We start from the raw sequence: 16,657 nt of genomic DNA, 5'->3' as shown, positions 1-16,657 counted from the left end.
CGACAATAGCATGATGGCACCACCTGATCCCTTCCCGAACTCAGAAGTGAAACATCATAGCGCCAATGGTAGTGTGGATTCGTCCATGTGAGAGTAGGTCATCGTCAGCTCTCTATATTTAAAAAGAGTCACCCTTAACTGGGTGGCTTTTTTTTTATCTTTTATTTCTAGTGACTAGCGCAGCACATCCTATTTAAAGGTGAGCAAGGAGTAACGACTGTCTGGGAGACAGTCGTCCGTAGCGCAAGACGAAAGGCTATGCCTGTAGATAGCTCTTGCGCTGCATTAGGGAGTAAGAAGCAAAACACAGTTTCGCCCGACGCAAGACAAGAGCTGTGCTCGCAATTAGCATGCTTTGCTTTTATAGCGCTCTTCTCGTTCGTCAGCTCTCTATTCCTAGAAAACCCCCTCTGACATAAGTCAAAGGGGGTTTTCTTTTGCCTGGCGTTTTAAGAATGCAGTATAGTAAAAATGCAGTGTAGTATTATCTGTGATATCGGTTTAAAGTAGATGAGTAAAACAATCAATAAAACCAAGCTAGAAAGCAAATTAGGATATAAACCGATGTTAATTATCAAACTGACTGATAGCAGAGAAACTCTAGATGACATTGAGAAAGTATGTCTATATTTAACAACGCACAAAGAGTTATTGCCTTTGATAACACCTGAAGAATGTAAGGATATTTCTTATATTTTGAAGCCAACGTTTAAAGCTGATCATAACGAGTCTGAAAAGAAAGCACACTGGGAAAAAGTGTTTAATGAATTTACGTTGACTGATAATAAAGGCGATGAAATGCGTTTTTATAGAGAGGAAAAAACAGACGCTCTATACTTTGGTACTAAGAAAGGATTCGAGACCCTAGAAAGTATTAATAATGATCAACCTATTATTGAAAGTAGATTTAACAACTAAGGTGTATTGATTACTCACAAATAGGCATTGCTGTTCGCTAATACGCTTAAAGACAAGGCAGATGGTAGTCTTGTCTTTAACTAGGTTTACAACACACTGCTTATATATAGTCGGTGAACTACTAAACTGCTACGGCGTTACCCTCCTTAGATGTACTACTTGTACAATCTGCAGTCGGCTGTCTTGTACTCATTTTAGAGTTCTTTGACTATAGATCTAGTAGGAAAGCATTAAGCTAATAAAGGATAATTCATGTCAATTTGGTCACTGGTTCTAATATCATTTTTGCATATTACGATTGGTGGGGCTTTTTCACTGGGTTTTCTCTTTTATATCTGTGCAGAAAATAGCCCAGTTTTATCCAAATTTGAAAATATGGCTCTGTTTACTTTACTCATCGCATATTCAGTCTCTCTGCTAGTGAGTATTGGACTGGCTATTTACTTTTATGTGGCACTTGATAGCGAGTCATACTATTTATGCTTTTCGTTATCTTGGGGCTTGCTCATACTGCTGTTAGGTTATTGGACATATATTTCAGTGTGATTTAGATAAAAAATTATTTAAGAGTATTTGGCAGATTAGTGAGATTGGATTAAGTGGTTGTAGAGTATTCTTTGGTATGGAAACGTTAACTGTGAGCTTTTTATTCCAGATGATTTTCCAAAGTTGATTTGTTAAGGGACTATTTTCCAGCTTTTATTAAATTATAATCCTTTTCAAATCATCTATCAGTTAGCTTCATTAGAGCTCTTGCACAAGTTATTTCTAGCCCTCCATCAGTAGAAATCAATGACTTGATACTTTTGCAAGAGCTCTATTGTTCAAGCAATATAAATTAACTAAAGTGGACTGTGTTTCGATATTCATATTGTTGGCCTTTAATATTAATGCTAAATTTGGAAGAGAAAAATATTTTTTTAAATTAACGTGAGGATAAAATTTAGAACCTAAATTTTTTCGTCTTTTAGCAACGCTTTATATTTCTTTTGGAGAAATTAGTGGCAAATCATATTAAGCAAAATAAAAACGACGTTGATGGATGGTTTGATGCGGTAGTTAATAATGGAATTATTTTTCTTGACTCTTCAGTTAGTAATTTATCAAAGTCTCCTAAAAGCTCACTGATTGATTTATACACTGCAATAGAGCTATTTTTTAAAGCTCGACTAATGAAAGAGCATTGATCACTCATTATTTCAAAGCCAGAATCAGCAGATAAACAAAAATTTGAAAGTGGTGACTTTCATTCTGTTTATCTGGAGCAAGCACATATTCGTTTGAAAAATATCTGTGGAGAAAATATTAAAAAAGAAGCTATGAATAATTTTAAAGCCTTGGGTGAGCATCGAAATCAAATTGTTCATTTTGCTCATACAGGGTTTTCAGGTAAAGAAACAGAGGTGGTTATCGAGCATTGGGTATCATGGTTTCATTTGCATAAACTATTAACTAATAATTGGGCTGATATTTTTACTAACTATATAGGCTCAATAGATGAAATAGATGTAAAAGTTAAATTGAACCATAATTTTCTTAAAGCCAAGTTTGATTTGATTCAAGATGAAGTTGAGATAGAAAAGAATAGAGGGAATCGTATCGTCTCTTGTACATCATGCGGATTAGAGTCAGCTAAAGTGCTTAAATCACATAGCTGGGGTGGAGAAGATATCGAGTGCTTAGTCTGTGATGTGAAAGATTTAAAGTTAAAAGCAATCGAAATTTCAATACCATGTTCAAACTGCAATAAAGAAGTTAAGTATTTTATGGTTAAAGATCATAAATGCACTGAGTGCCAGACAGAGTTAGCTTCTGAATATGCTCTGGAGAAATATACTGAAATATATCAAGAGCAAGATCCTGAGACCCGTTATGATGATGAGGCTGATCCATTGGCTTATTGTCACAAATGTCAAATCGAAAAACAAACAGTATTAAACTTGGAAGGTATGTGGGTTTGTGTTGAATGCGAAGATCGTGGTTGGGCTGCTTTAGATTGTGAAAATTGTGATAGTTTCGTTACAGGAGATGTGGAAGCTATTAGATATTTTGCTTGTCATCGCTGCGAAGAGGAAGTTAGAAAAAATTATGTAGATACATGGGAAAATATATAGCTGGAATTACAAGTTAGATATCATAATATTTTTAAATTGAATCAATCTCACAAATTAGGTTCCACTATAGGTTTATCTAACTATTCTAAGTTATTTAATGAGAGTTTATATATAAAGGCTTTCTTTGGACATTCCAGAGCTTAATATTCCACATTGCAACTAATGGAACATAAGTTACTATTGTCTAACAGCGCTATACTATTTAAAAAGAAGTAATCCAAAAACAACAACTACCAAAGAGAAACCCCCATGACAACCTCAAAAGTAACCTATCAAGGCGATTTACGTACCACCGCCATTCACCTACAGTCAAACAACCAAATCATGACCGATGCTCCTACAGACAATCTGGGCAAAGGCGAGGCGTTTTCACCGACTGATTTGATAGCGACCAGTTTGGCCAGTTGTATGTTGACGATTATGGGTATCAAGGCCCATGACATGGGTATCGATATCACAGGAACCACTGCCGAAGTGACCAAAGTCATGGCTGCTGACCCAAGACGCGTGAGTGAAATAAATATTATCGTAACGTTTAACAAAGCACTTGATGACAGAACGAAAACGATATTCTACAACACAGCACTCACTTGTCCTGTGGCGAAAAGCCTACACCCTGATATCATTCAGGATGTTACTCTTAAATGTATAACATCGCTTTGATAAGATAATGATTATGGCCGCTAAAACGCTACTGATCGTCGCTCATGCACCATCGCCCAATACTAAAAAATTGGCGCAGGCAGCTTATGACGGTGCTAATCATTCTGATATAGATATTAACGTCATCTTGAAGTCACCGCAGGAGACGCAGCCTGAAGATGTGTTGGCTGCTGATGCGTTACTGTTAGGCACGACTGAAAATCTGGCGTATATGGCAGGGCTGACCAAGGACTTCTTTGATCGTTGCTACTATCCTGTGCTAGAAGAGAAGCAAGGCATGCCATTTGCGGTATATATACGAGCAGGGCATGATGGCACAGGTACGAAGCTTGCTATCAAGACGATTACGACAGGGCTACGTTGGTCATGGAGCCAAGAGGCGCTGATACTACAAGGCGATTGGCAAGAGAGCTTCACTGAGCAAGTAGAAGCGCTAGCCATGACGCTAGCCGCTGGGGTCGAGGCAGGTATTTATTAATAGTGAGATGTCTGATAATGCTTGTTGATATATGCAACTACTGCCAAAAGTACCATAGACAGTTTGGAGAGAGCCGTAATGCACAATGATGATTTGAATAATAAAGTGGATGTTTCTGCGTTGCCATTTTCCCAAGCGTGTGAGAATAATAAACAGCCTATCTTAGAAGTGCTTCAAAGCGAGCTACAAGGCTCTAATCATGTATTGGAGATTGGTTCTGGAACTGGTCAGCATAGTGTTTATTTTGCGCCTCATTTAGCACATTTAAAATGGCAAACTAGCGATGTCACTAGTAATCATCGCCACATAATCGCTTGGCATGATGCTTATCCTGCGCCCAATTTATATGCCCCTTTAGCATTTGATTTGAGTACGGATGCCGTACCTGTCAATAGCCAGTTAAACTTACCATATGATGCAATGTTTACAGCCAATACCTTACATATTATTGGTTGGGATTTGGTCAAAAAGTTATTTGCATTGGCAGGTGATACTTTGCAAACAGATGATAAGCTGATTGTATATGGCCCTTTTAATGAGCATGGTGACTATACCAGTGAGGGCAATCAGCGATTTGATGCGATGTTGAGAGCAGGCAATCCTGACAGCGGGATTCGCCATAAAGAAGATATTGTTAGTCTAGCAAAGGTTCATCATTTACAACTCAGAAAAACATATACGATGCCTGCTAATAATCAACTATTGGTATTTCAAAAAATATAAAGCACCAAACTCTTAGAACAGAAAAGCCACCTCAATTAAGATCAGAAGATGATCGATTGAAGTGGCTTTTTAGTTGGGCTTTCTTATTTTTTTCGCTGTTAGACTATTTATATTCTTCTGCTAAAAAGTCCAAATAACGTTTCCAAGAGCGCTCATCGGCACGTGCATCATATCTATCACTACCGAATACACTAAAGGCATGTGGCGCACCGCTATAAGTAACCATCTCATGAGGTACCTTGGCCGCTTCTAATGTTTTACCTAGTGTCGCAAAGCTTTCTAGAGAGACGGACTGGTCGGCAGAGCCGTGAAAGACTAATATCTCCCCAGTGGTGTTGTCATAACTTTGACCGGTTGGAACCTCAAAAGCCCCATGGAATGGTACAAACGCTTTTTGCTCAAAGCCTGAGCGTGCTAGCTCTAACGCAACCGTACCGCCAAAACAATATCCCATAGTCGTGCCTTTTCGCACATCATTGCCTTGCAGCTGTCCTGCCGTTAATGCCCCTGCTAATATCCGACGCATTTTATTACGGTCGTCATATAGCTCCCCCGTTAGACGTTTGTTTTCTTCAATAGAAGTAGGGCGAACGCCTTGACCGAACATATCTGCTGCTAATACGTTGTAGCCTTCAGTCGCTAACATATCAGCACGTTTGCGCTCATAATCGGTGAGACCATCCCAGTCATGAATGAGTAAAATAAAAGGTGCGTTGGGCTTATCCGCTTTGGCGTAATAACCTTCGTATGCTTGATCATCCACTGTATAGGTAACGTTTTTGGTCGTGATAGCAGCAGCCGTTTGACTGAAAGTCAGTGCCATTAGGCCGATTGAAGCACCCATTAGCAATGAGTGGTAAGGTTTTTTGGATGGGGAATTTAAAATTGGTAACATGGTAGGTCGCCTTATAGTCATATAAAAAATAGTCGCATCGTCAAATCCATACAAACCCGCTACATCGTCATCCTCGCTAACCATACTAATGTATAGCTTGCGCTCGGTTTCCTTGTATCGGAATTATTTGAATCCAACGATATAAAAAAGATAAATATTTTGAAATGAGGACACACCCTAAAACCATGCCAATGTATTTATCAGTCGTTTTTAGTGCTTGATAAAAGCATACCTTAAAAAATCACTACATTACAAGAATCTATTATCAGTGTTGATACCCGCTTTAAATAGTCTAAAACGGCTTATTTATCACGGCTGCAAACTTTAACCAAATATCAACAAGGAGCGCCATGAATTAGTCATATCTTTTGGCTAATATTAAATACAGCTCAGCATAGAGCCTACTTTTAATGACTAGCTAGGATGCATAATGAAAAATAATATTGATCATACTGACCCCGCTAAAGATATGAATACGGAACGTGGAAATGGAGGCGAAACCCATCAGCGTGCCGGTGATGACACGAAAGTTTTGACGACGCAACAAGGCGTTGCCATTTCTGATAATCAAAACTCTCTAAAATCTGGCAGTCGTGGCCCTACATTGCTAGAGGATTTTGTACTGCGTGAAAAGATTCATCATTTTGACCATGAGCGTATTCCTGAGCGTATCGTCCATGCGCGCGGTAGTGCTGCACATGGTTATTTTGAGCTGACAGAATCACTAGAAGAATATACCACGGCGAAAATTTTGACCGAGACGGGTAAGCAGACGCCTTTATTTACCCGTTTTTCTACCGTTGCTGGTAACAAAGGCTCAAAAGATACGCCACGTGATGTCCGTGGTTTTGCCGTGAAGATTTATACCGAAGAAGGCAACTGGGATATCGTCGGTAACAACATGCCGATTTTCTTTATTCAAGATGCGATGAAGTTTCCGGATTTGATTCATGCGGTAAAACCAGAGCCTGATCGCGGATTCCCGCAAGCAGCATCTGCGCATGATACCTTTTGGGACTTTGTATCATTGAGTCCTGAAACCATGCACAACTTGATTTGGCTGATGAGTGATCGCGGTCTGCCACGTAGCCTACGTATGATGGAAGGCTTTGGTATTCATAGTTATCGTCTCATCAATGAAGAAGGTAAGAGCACCTTTGTACGTTTCCATTGGAAGCCAGTATTGGGTGTGCAGTCAACCACATGGGATGAAGCAGTAAAAATATCAGGTGCTGATCCTGATTATCATCGTCGTGATTTGTTTGAATCAATCAATAATGGTGACTATCCTGAATGGGAGTTTGGCGTTCAGTTATTTACCGAAGAAGAAGCCAATGAGTTTCCATTTGACCATTTAGATGCGACCAAGCTGATTCCAGAAGAAATGGTGCCGGTGAAAGTAGTCGGTAAAATGGTGCTCAATCGTTATCCGGATAATTTCTTTGCGGAAACGGAGCAAGTCGCGTTCTGCCCATCACACTTGCCACCGGGTATCGACTTCAGTAACGATCCATTATTACAAGGTCGTCTATTCAGTTATCTAGACACGCAGCTATCGCGTTTGGGTTCGCCCAACTTTGCGCAGATTCCAATCAATGCGCCTAAATGTCCGTTTGCGAACAATCAGCAAGATGGTCATATGCAAATGCAAGTGCCTAAAACTCGTACGCTGTATGAGCCGCAGAGCTTAGATCCAACGAGACCACGTGAAAGTGCCAAACGTGGTTTTGAATCATTCCATGAGCAGTTGGATGATGGTGTAAAAGGTCGCGTACGTGCAGAGAGTTTCGCCGATCACTATAGTCAACCACGTATGTTCTATCGTAGTCAGACACCAACTGAGCAAGCACACATTGCAACGGCGTATGCCTTTGAGCTGGGTAAAGTAGATACCGCTCATGTACGTGCTCGCATGCTTGGTCATTTGATTCATATCGATGAAGACTTGGCCAATCGTGTGGCAACCGCGCTCGGTATGGAACTGCCAGAGCCTGCGGATGCCGCTGCACCTGTCCAAGATATGGCAACGTCTAAAGCCGTACAAACCATCGGTCTGACACCTGACAGTCTAAAAGGTCGTATGATCGGTATATTGGTAGCAGAAGGGTCTAACAGTAGCGAAATCAAGAAGTTTGAAGCAGCAGCGATGGAACAGGGTGCTAGCGTGAAAATCGTTGCCCCTAATAAAGAAGTGGTATTAGACGATGGCACACGCATACAAGCGGATGAGCGTCTAGCTGGCGGGCCGTCAGTGATGTTTGATGCGGTTGTCAGTATCATCATGCCAGAGCAAGCCAAAAAGCTCGCAAAAGACAGCTCAGCACTAGACTGGTTTAATGATGCGTATAACCATTGCAAAGCCATCGCTTATTGCGGAGCGACCGATGAATTTATCCTAAGTAAACTGCCAGTTGAAAAAGACAGTTTTGTCACGCCACTTGCCGAACTAGATAGCTTCATTGAAAATGCGAAGTCTCGTCTGTGGGAGCGTGAGCCAAAGGTTCGTGATTTGGCCTAATAGACGTTTTAGTCTAAGAGAAGTGTTAGTCTAAGAGAAGTGTTAGTCTAAGAACCAGCCATAGCAATATGGCTGGTTTTTTTGGTAAGAGGAAGTGTTTAAACCATCTCAGCATTTACCGCAAAAACACCACATAACCTTTAAAGTATGGATTGTTTTCCAAAAACGCTGCGCCTTGCCATTGACCGCCTTCAACAATACCAACCTTAAAATCAAAGGGTAGGTTTTCTAACTTTTTTAGGTATCGGGAATAATTGGTCAAAGTAGTCGTTCCTTGGTAGGTTTGGATAACCAGCTCATCGACGGCATCACTGAGCTGCATAAACTGAGGGTCCTCAGCTTGGTTTGACCAATCAAGCAATCCAGTCACACTCAATTGATAATGCGCTGGCAGCTGCTGACGAACATGCCTAAGTAATTGTGCGTACTTATCTAGTTGATAGGTGGGAGCATCATAATCTATTTGGAGCCCCATAACGTGATTGCCTGCACGTTGCCATTTTTCTAAGCGTTCAATAAGCTGTGCCATCACTTCGTCTGACCACTCTTGACTGGTCGCACGATAGACGAGCCAAATCTTTTTATCACTTAGAGACCGAACGCCTAAACCTTGCGGGGTTAGCGTTGCAAGTGCAGCATGATCCGCATTCTCATTGGTATTGGGACGATAATACGGAATATTAGACGGACGAATTTCACCTTGTAAAATATATAAGGTATGAGCTTGGCTAAGCTTGGTATCATCTTCGGGCGGTGTCCATATCCAAAATTGCTCATAATCCTTAGTATGAACAATCTCATCGCCAGTAGCAGTATTGGCAAAAGGAACACTATTGAGAGAGCTATCCATTGATTGGGTTTGTTGATAAATCTCAGACTCATGAATTGAAGTAGGACTAGTGATTTGATTATAAATAAAAGCCGCAAAAACCAATATGATTAAGCCAATAGACCCTAATACCACTCCTTTATATTTCTGCTGATTTTTTATCAAATCAATAAGCCCTTAAATTTACCAGTAATATTTTTGATTTTGTGCCCAAGTAGTATGGCTAAAGTCTGATTTTAAACGTTTAAACCAAGCTTTGCGGACTGACATGTCCACATTTTCATCGCTACAGTGGTTACTACCAGAGCTGGCAAAACAGCCAATCGCACGATGTAGCGCATAAGCAGATAACTCGTCATCTCGATTGCTGGCAAATATGGATTGATAGATGTCCAATCGGTTTAGTGCTTGACCTTCAAAACGACTGGGCATATCACCCAAGTAAGGATAGCGATAGCCTGAATCGCTTTGATCAGAAAAATGATAAGACTGATCATAATCTTCGAGATAGTAAGTTAACGTTGAGTCATCCATAAACTCGGCCAGACATAGGGTTTGTAGTCTGTCTTTTGGGTTTTGGCTCAGGCGCGTCACTGTTTTTGTTAAATCTTGGCAGTTTATGCTAGGACTAACCTTTTTACCTTGCCAATTAAATTCACTGAATACAGGCAAGTATTTCAATGTTTCGTCTTCACTATCAAAGCCTAAATACTTTTGTGAGTTCTTTGGAAGATAGTCCTGCTGGTATGTTAAATAATCAGCATAGCGTCCCTGTATTAGCGATTTGGTCAGTAGCGCGTAACGAGCCTCTGCGCCAATCTTATCCGTAGCCGAATGACTATTAGCAATTTTCTTTAAGCGTGCTGGATCGGCAGAATATTTTATCACTCGCATTTTTAAAGTTTGAGATTGTACCGTAGCGTTATTGCCAAAAAGCTGGCTGTAATCATTGGTTTGATCTGCTTGAAGTGCTAATGCAAGCTCGGTTACCGTGTTTTGAAACGGCTGTTTGGGCAGTTGATGCAGACGACTCCATAGTGTGTTTGCCTCATTGATACTACCCATTTTCTGCAATGCCTTGGCTTTTAGGACATATTGGCTAAATTTTGAGTATGACATCTCGCCTGTCGGTAGCGTGGTTGGTAAATATTTTATGGCAAGTTTTGGATTATTCTCCTGCACGAAATAATAGGTCGCTATGAGATACTGGTACAAATCCATGCGATCTTTAAACTTAGGTTTTAGACGCTCAAGCTCTGTTCGCGTTAGCGGTGTAGGAGCGTTGAGAGAGTCGGCAGGTCTTAAACGGTATAATGCAAAACTGGTGAGCAAGATTGGGTCATTAAGCTTGTTAATATCGATTGGCTCATCAAAATTTGCAAAGAAGACTTTTTGTTCGATCTCTTCTGGCAATAAGCGACTATCAAGATTAAAGCGTAGAGAGTTTGTATGATCGATTTGCCATTCGATCTCATCAACCAGCTTTTCTTGTTGACCTGCCAGCCAATATAGTCGGCGTTGTAAGCCGCGAGCTGAGGCAGTATAGTGACCATTTTTAAAGCGGCTAAGGTAAGTATTGATAGCCTTTTGAGTGCTAGCAAACAGTTTTGGATCAACGGTCTCGCTCTTATAGCGGTAGTCTCCCATGCCATGCTGATAAATACGATTAATACCAGTACGAATCAGCATATAGTTGGCGGTATCGACTAGCCAAGCAAGCCCTGCATTATTACCTGTTTTAAGATCAATCAACGCACTATAGAGATTATGGGCACTGTCAAAGTCTGATTTTTCACCCAAATAAAACAGTTGAGTGGCCATAATATAGTCTGCGTATGGCTGAGCATTGATAGACCATTTTAATGGAAAAACAGGTGCGTCCTCTGCTGATGAGGTGTCATGACCGAACGAGTCCGTACATTCGCTGCGAATGGCTTGGCGAAACTGCATCAGTTGTAAGCGTTCTTTAGACGTCAATTGAGTATCAATTTTGAGCGCGCCTTCTAGCGCCTCTTCACCCGTATAAAAACTATTACAATATTCGGCGTAATGACTTTTTTCAGAGTGCTCTAAAAAATTCTGATTGGGGTTTTTGACTTCATTCACAGCCGTTTGTCTTAAAGTCCTTAAGTTTAACGGAAAGTCATGAGCCTGATAAGAGTCTGAGTCATGCGTATTAGGCTCGTCAAAGCGAATTAAGCCTTTATCTGCGAGTAGTAGATATAGGTTGGTTTGGGTGTCATTGCCTGTGTCTAGGATTGGAAAATTAATCTGACATTCGTTATAGGTGCGATTGTCCAATGAAAAATTAGAGCCGCAGTATCCACCACCACCAGCTTTTACAGAGATAGAGAACCCCAGTAATCCTGTTGTGAATATTGTTAAAACACAACCCTTCGTAATAAGATTTAAAAAAGGGTGTGTAGGCAGTTTTATCATCTCTGCAATATTATTCATGGACAGCTCATTAATTATGATTTCATTAGACCTTGTAATCATATCAGGATTTTATTTGAACTATGCCATGTTTTACCAAAAACTCAGCTTATGTGCTGAGTTTTTGTTTTATGAAGAAGAATGGTTTATAGTCACAAGCGTTCACTCAAAGTCATTACAATCTACATGGCGAGGGTTATACTAAATTCTATTAAGGCGCGTTAAAAGCGTCTCATATAGTAGGGATACTATAAAAGTGACCAATCATGTAGCAGGGAATGCCAATGAGTTTATGTGAGATTATAAGGTTAGAGGGATATATTCAAAGCACGTATCTGGCGGTATATCCAGATAAGATTATGCTGTTAGATGGGGCGTGTCGACCTGATGTACCGATGGTATTAGACTATATCAAGACAACGTTGCAACGACCAATAACGGATCTAAAAGTCGTCGTCGTGACTCACATGCATCCAGATCATGCAGGCGGCGCGCATAAGTTCCGAGGGCAAACGGGCTGCCTCATTGTCTCAGCAGACAAAGACACGCAGTGGTATAGCCGTATCGCTGGGCATACCATGCATTTCGTGGATATGAATCTGGCGCACTATGTGGCGAGACGTCAAGGTCGCTCCCCAAAAAACCTATATTATCCAGCACATCTCAAAGCCGATATCACCGTTGGTGAGGGCGACTGCGTGCCAGGGTTTGATGAATGGCAAGTATTAGAAACCCCAGGACATACAGACCGTGATTTGTCTTTGTTTCATCTACCCAGCCGACAGGTTTACACTGCTGATTTGATTATCAAACTGCGGCACAAATTTGTGGCGCCATTTCCTATCTATGATCCCAAAGTCTATATTCAATCACTCCAAAAAATAAAAGATTTAAAACCATCAATGGTCATGATGGCACATGGCTGTGAGCTGGCAATAGATGAGGCAACTTTTGATCTGTTGATTAGCCAAGCGCCTAAGCATCCACGTACGATTAAAGATACCATTAAACATAAATTGCTATGGCGTAAAGGAGATGGCTTTCGACTCTTTAAGCGTAAACATAATAAGTAGGTATCAATAAAAACTAAAAAATGACGTTTAAAAAACTCAGACGAAAAAAAGCCCAGTCACTATGATAGTAACTGGGCTTTCTAAATATGGTGGGCTGTCCGCGACTCGAACGCGGGACCAATTGATTAAAAGTCAACTGCTCTACCAACTGAGCTAACAGCCCTAACGTTTAAAGTGTTTGTATCCCTAAACGTGAGAGCACATTATATATACTATTATGACAATTACAACCCCATATGACGAAAAAAGTGCAAATCTAACGTAAAAATCGCTATTTTTTTATAATTTCATCATTATATTGAGAATAAGGGCTCAATATTTTGCCAAAAGTGCCTTAATAACGATTATTAGTCCCTAGACAGGGCTTCCACGGGATCTAATTTGGCGGCATTACGCGCTGGTAAGAATCCAAATACAATACCAATCAGTGTCGAACACACAAAAGCGGCAATAATAGAGGTCGATGAATAGATGACTTTGAAATTGTCACCGCCCACACTATTAATTAATTCACCAATGGCAAAGGCCAATCCAATGCCAATCAATCCTCCTAAAATACAGACCAGAACGGCTTCAATGAGGAACTGCTGCATGATATCGCTTTGACGCGCACCCACTGCCATGCGTACACCAATCTCGTTGGTACGCTCGGTGACAGACACCAGCATGATGTTCATGACCCCAATACCGCCGACTATCAATGAAATCACAGCAACAGAGGATATGAGTAATGTCAAAGCACCGGTTGTCGATTCAATGGTTTGACGAATAGAGTCTGAATTACGTATTTCAAAGTCATCCTTGCCATGGCGACTCTCTATCAAGTCAGAGATGGCCGTCTCGGCCGCACTAGAAGAGATGCTGTCGTCTAACAGCGCCACAAAGCGGTCAATATTGGTGCTGCCTGTGACCCGCGACATCACAGTGGTATAAGGCATATAGATGGTGGGCGTCGTAATATCTGGCCCAAATCCACCATCGTTTTCTTCAAGCACGCCAATCACGCGCCCAGGCACACTACCAATCAATATCACTTCGCCAACAGGATTGTCAATATCCGCAAAAAAGGTTTGTTTGGCATTGTCATCGATAATAATATCTTGGCTGCGCAGCGTAATGCTTTTGGTATCGAACCCTTGGCCCAATGCCAATGCCTCACCAGTGACTGCTAAATAATCTTCACCAACCCCGTTGACGGTGGCATCTTCTTGTACATTGCGATAACGAACGCTAGAGTTGGCATTCACTTGCGGACTGACGCTGATGATATAAGGCTGATTGCCGACAGCTTCTGCATCTTCTGGCGTCAGGTTGTCATCGTTGTAACGGCGTCTAGGGTCGCCTCTAGGATAGCCATCATTGACGGTGATGGTGTTAGTACCCAATGAGCTGATATTGGCGAGGATCTGCTGCTGAGAGCCTTGTCCAAGGCCTACGATCGATACGACCGCGGCGATACCGATGATAATACCTAACATGGTCAATAGGGTGCGCATCTTGTGCGCGCGCATGGCGAGTAAAGACATCTTAAAAGCTTCAAGCAGTCGATCAACAAAGCTACCAAACGCACTTTTTCGATGTTCACCGAGGATAGGCTCTGGCTTTTTGTCCGTTTGCTTATAATGCTCAGTTTTATAATCAGCGATGACATAGCCGTCTTTTAGCTCAATCACGCGCTCCGCTTGTGCCGCCAGACTGGGATCATGGGTGACCATGATGATGGTATGACCTTGTGCATTTAGGTCATGCAATATCGCCATCACATCTTCGCCAGACTTGCTGTCTAGAGCACCAGTGGGCTCATCTGCCAAGATAACGTCGCCACCATTCATCAACGCTCGAGCGACAGACACACGCTGTTGCTGTCCACCTGAGAGCTGATTGGGGCGATTATTGACTTTATTACCAAGGCCCAAATCCGTTAGTAGTTTCTCAGCACGGTTGATACGAGCATCGGTATCCATGCCAGCATATACCGCAGGGACAGCGACGTTGTCTTTGGCACTGATATCACCAAGCAAATGATAGCGCTGAAAAATAAAACCAAAGTGCTCACGACGTAATTCGGCAAGCTCATCGGCATCGAGCTTACGTGCTGATTGGCCATATATTTTATAATCACCAGCAGAGGCCTGATCTAGACAGCCTAAGATATTCATCAATGTGGATTTGCCAGAGCCTGACTGGCCAATGATAGCGACCATTTCACCTTGATGAATCGTTAGATTGACATCGTGCAGGACTCGAATGGTTTGCTCACCAGCAGGAAACTCTCGGATAATGCCGGACAGTTCCATAATGGGCTTGCTTGACGACGTGTGGTGAGTGGTCTTGGTGTTTGCCGAATGGTTTGTGTTGTTTGCATGCTCGGTAGCCGTGTGCGGCCCTGACTCTTGAGCCGTAGCACTTTCAGAACCACTTTTAGACGGCTGTTTAGAAGGTTGAGATATAGTCATAGCAATGTCTTTAATAAATAAAGGCTAATATAGTCATTCCACTATAAAAGTATTACAGCGTGAACCTCGCTTGAAGTATTTCATATACGTCTACACTCGGTTGCCTTGTACTGCTTTTAAATTGAATCGACTATAAGCGTTGTAGCGTCGTTAAGGAAGGGCTGCTACATTCAACAAGCCCTTCCTTTGTCAACACAGTCAAAGAACAAGTTACATTCGAGGCCCACCAGATACACGGCCGTTGCCTGATTTATCGCTGTTTTCTTCACTGATGACCACTTTTTCCCCTTCTTTCAAACCGCTTAAGATTTGTACTTTTACTCGGTTGTCGATACCGACTTTTACGGTTCGCTCTTCTACGCTACCGTCCTCTTTTAACACACGTACAAACTTGCTCGTTTTTGCTTTTCCGTTTTCTTTACCTTTGGAAGGCTGCTCTTGTACCACCGTTGACGGTACGAGTAGTGCGTTTTTGGCTTCATCAACGATGATATAGATTTGCGCGGTCATATCAATACGAAATAAGCGCTCAGGGTTGGGTACTTCTACGTAGCCGACATAATAGATAGCGGAATCTGTCGAGCTGGTATTACTGATTTGCTCGGGGGCAGGCTCGATGGCGGTCAGCGTCGCATCATACTGCTTGTCTGGATTGCCAATGATATTGAAATAAGCGGGCATACCAGCACTGACATTGATGACGTCAGCTTCGGAGATTTGCGCGTTAATACGTACGGTCGATAAGTCGGCTAGCGTCACCAATGTTGGCGCGGTTTGATTGGCGTTGACGGTCGTACCTTGCTCAGTCGTAATAGACACGACAGTGCCTGATATCGGCGCACGAATGGTGGTATAGCTCAAATCTTCTTCAGCGGTGCTGACGTTGGTTCGTGACTTGCGCAGTGCCGCTTGCTGACTATTGATATTGGCCGCTGCCGTCGCAATGGCGGCTTTTGCCGTATCGATAGCCGCCCGTGCATTGGCAACGGCTGCTTTTGCTGTCTCAACGCTGGTCGCTTGTGTGTCATATTCTTGTTGAGAGATGGCATTAATAGCGACTAAATCTTGTAGACGCGCAAAATCAGACTGTGCTTGCTTTAGCTCAGATTGACGGCTGGCGAGATCGGCATAGGCACTTTTTAGACCAGCTTGTTTGCTTAACGATTCTGCTTGTGCACTTTGTAGAGCGGCTTCACTTTGCTCGAGGCTGGCTTGCTCATTGCTCAGACTATTCTTTTGGGTAACTTGGTCAATTTGTGCGATCAAATCGCCCTGTTGTACTTCGTCACCGACCTCGACGTATAGGCGTTTTACTTCACCAGAGACCTGCGCACCCACATCGACGGTATTTAAGGCTTTAACTTTACCAGATGCCATGACATTGTTTTCAATATCGCCAAGCTCGACCGTTGCGGTTAGGTAGTTAGGCGTGGTTTCATTTGGTTTTAAAAAAGTATAGGCCAAAGCCCCTACTGCTACAACAATTAGGGCGATAACCCCCCATTTAATAGCAGACTTTTTGCTCATTTTGCGCATGACAACAATCCAATCACA

Annotated in this window: 13 protein-coding genes, 1 tRNA gene and 1 rRNA gene; 9 read left to right on the top strand and 6 right to left on the bottom strand. The window is 42.0% G+C overall.

Annotated features, from left to right (window positions below):
- From rrf to QL982_RS01365, 7 genes are all read left to right on the top strand, one after another.
- Positions 1-110, top strand: a 5S ribosomal RNA gene (rrf, locus tag QL982_RS01395); the annotation flags it as partial.
- 400 nt (positions 111-510) lie between these two features.
- Entirely contained in the window at positions 511-918 is a 408-nt protein-coding gene (locus QL982_RS01390) for a hypothetical protein (protein WP_290166113.1), read from the top strand.
- 1,001 nt (positions 919-1,919) lie between these two features.
- Positions 1,920-2,105: a hypothetical protein gene (locus QL982_RS01385; protein ID WP_290166124.1), complete on the top strand. Its 186-nt coding sequence runs from the start codon at positions 1,920-1,922 to the stop codon at positions 2,103-2,105.
- Between the two features lie 93 nt (positions 2,106-2,198).
- Positions 2,199-3,032, top strand: coding sequence for a hypothetical protein (locus tag QL982_RS01380; protein WP_290166122.1), 834 nt, complete (start codon positions 2,199-2,201; stop codon positions 3,030-3,032).
- A 249-nt stretch (positions 3,033-3,281) separates the two neighbouring features.
- Positions 3,282-3,695: an OsmC family protein gene (locus tag QL982_RS01375; protein ID WP_290161773.1), complete on the top strand. Its 414-nt coding sequence runs from the start codon at positions 3,282-3,284 to the stop codon at positions 3,693-3,695.
- Between the two features lie 13 nt (positions 3,696-3,708).
- Positions 3,709-4,173, top strand: a complete 465-nt coding sequence (locus QL982_RS01370; RefSeq protein WP_290161770.1) for a flavodoxin family protein — start codon at positions 3,709-3,711, stop codon at positions 4,171-4,173.
- Between the two features lie 78 nt (positions 4,174-4,251).
- Entirely contained in the window at positions 4,252-4,896 is a 645-nt protein-coding gene (locus QL982_RS01365; protein WP_290161768.1) for a DUF938 domain-containing protein, read from the top strand.
- Between the two features lie 103 nt (positions 4,897-4,999).
- On the opposite strand, the gene QL982_RS01360 is transcribed toward QL982_RS01365, so the two are convergent.
- On the bottom strand, positions 5,000-5,791 hold the full coding sequence (locus QL982_RS01360) for a dienelactone hydrolase family protein (RefSeq protein ID WP_290161766.1): 792 nt from the start codon (positions 5,789-5,791) through the stop codon (positions 5,000-5,002).
- A gap of 430 nt (positions 5,792-6,221) precedes the next feature.
- On the opposite strand from QL982_RS01360, the gene QL982_RS01355 reads away from it, so the two are divergent.
- Positions 6,222-8,309 carry a catalase gene (locus QL982_RS01355; protein WP_290161763.1) on the top strand — a complete coding sequence of 696 codons (2,088 nt, stop codon included), beginning with the start codon at positions 6,222-6,224 and terminating at the stop codon, positions 8,307-8,309.
- 115 nt (positions 8,310-8,424) lie between these two features.
- Here QL982_RS01355 and QL982_RS01350 read toward each other — a convergent pair whose 3' ends face one another.
- On the bottom strand, positions 8,425-9,303 hold the full coding sequence (locus tag QL982_RS01350; protein ID WP_290190126.1) for a DUF3142 domain-containing protein: 879 nt from the start codon (positions 9,301-9,303) through the stop codon (positions 8,425-8,427).
- Positions 9,304-9,321: 18 nt separating this feature from the next.
- Complete coding sequence (locus tag QL982_RS01345; protein WP_290161759.1) at positions 9,322-11,595, bottom strand: hypothetical protein; 2,274 nt, start codon at positions 11,593-11,595, stop codon at positions 9,322-9,324.
- A 263-nt stretch (positions 11,596-11,858) separates the two neighbouring features.
- On the opposite strand from QL982_RS01345, the gene QL982_RS01340 reads away from it, so the two are divergent.
- Positions 11,859-12,647: an MBL fold metallo-hydrolase gene (locus QL982_RS01340; RefSeq protein WP_290161757.1), complete on the top strand. Its 789-nt coding sequence runs from the start codon at positions 11,859-11,861 to the stop codon at positions 12,645-12,647.
- Positions 12,648-12,734: 87 nt separating this feature from the next.
- On the opposite strand, the gene QL982_RS01335 is transcribed toward QL982_RS01340, so the two are convergent.
- The 3 genes from QL982_RS01335 to QL982_RS01325 form a co-directional block, all read right to left on the bottom strand.
- A tRNA-Lys gene (locus tag QL982_RS01335) sits at positions 12,735-12,810 on the bottom strand.
- 184 nt (positions 12,811-12,994) lie between these two features.
- Positions 12,995-14,944, bottom strand: a complete 1,950-nt coding sequence (locus QL982_RS01330; protein ID WP_290161784.1) for a MacB family efflux pump subunit — start codon at positions 14,942-14,944, stop codon at positions 12,995-12,997.
- 369 nt (positions 14,945-15,313) lie between these two features.
- Entirely contained in the window at positions 15,314-16,639 is a 1,326-nt protein-coding gene (locus QL982_RS01325; RefSeq protein WP_290161755.1) for an efflux RND transporter periplasmic adaptor subunit, read from the bottom strand.
- Between the last annotated feature and the right edge of the window lie 18 nt (positions 16,640-16,657).

Source organism: Psychrobacter sp. 5A.1 (assembly GCF_030407455.1).
In the GTDB taxonomy this organism is placed as follows: Bacteria; Pseudomonadota; Gammaproteobacteria; order Pseudomonadales; family Moraxellaceae; genus Psychrobacter.
The sequence above is the reverse complement of the archived record's forward strand: the minus strand, read 5'-3'. Positions and strand labels throughout refer to the sequence as shown.

Bases quoted from the DNA above. Each gene is read 5' to 3' on its own strand.
- QL982_RS01370 (WP_290161770.1), top strand. From the start codon at position 3,709: ATGGCCGCTAAAACGCTACTGATCGTCGCTCATGCACCATCGCCCAAT.
- QL982_RS01375 (WP_290161773.1), top strand. From the start codon at position 3,282: ATGACAACCTCAAAAGTAACCTATCAAGGCGATTTACGTACCACCGCC.
- QL982_RS01355 (WP_290161763.1), top strand. From the start codon at position 6,222: ATGAAAAATAATATTGATCATACTGACCCCGCTAAAGATATGAATACG.
- QL982_RS01345 (WP_290161759.1), bottom strand. From the start codon at position 11,595: ATGAATAATATTGCAGAGATGATAAAACTGCCTACACACCCTTTTTTA.
- QL982_RS01390 (WP_290166113.1), top strand. From the start codon at position 511: ATGAGTAAAACAATCAATAAAACCAAGCTAGAAAGCAAATTAGGATAT.
- QL982_RS01365 (WP_290161768.1), top strand. From the start codon at position 4,252: ATGCACAATGATGATTTGAATAATAAAGTGGATGTTTCTGCGTTGCCA.
- QL982_RS01330 (WP_290161784.1), bottom strand. From the start codon at position 14,944: ATGGAACTGTCCGGCATTATCCGAGAGTTTCCTGCTGGTGAGCAAACC.
- QL982_RS01360 (WP_290161766.1), bottom strand. From the start codon at position 5,791: ATGTTACCAATTTTAAATTCCCCATCCAAAAAACCTTACCACTCATTG.
- QL982_RS01325 (WP_290161755.1), bottom strand. From the start codon at position 16,639: ATGCGCAAAATGAGCAAAAAGTCTGCTATTAAATGGGGGGTTATCGCC.
- QL982_RS01340 (WP_290161757.1), top strand. From the start codon at position 11,859: ATGAGTTTATGTGAGATTATAAGGTTAGAGGGATATATTCAAAGCACG.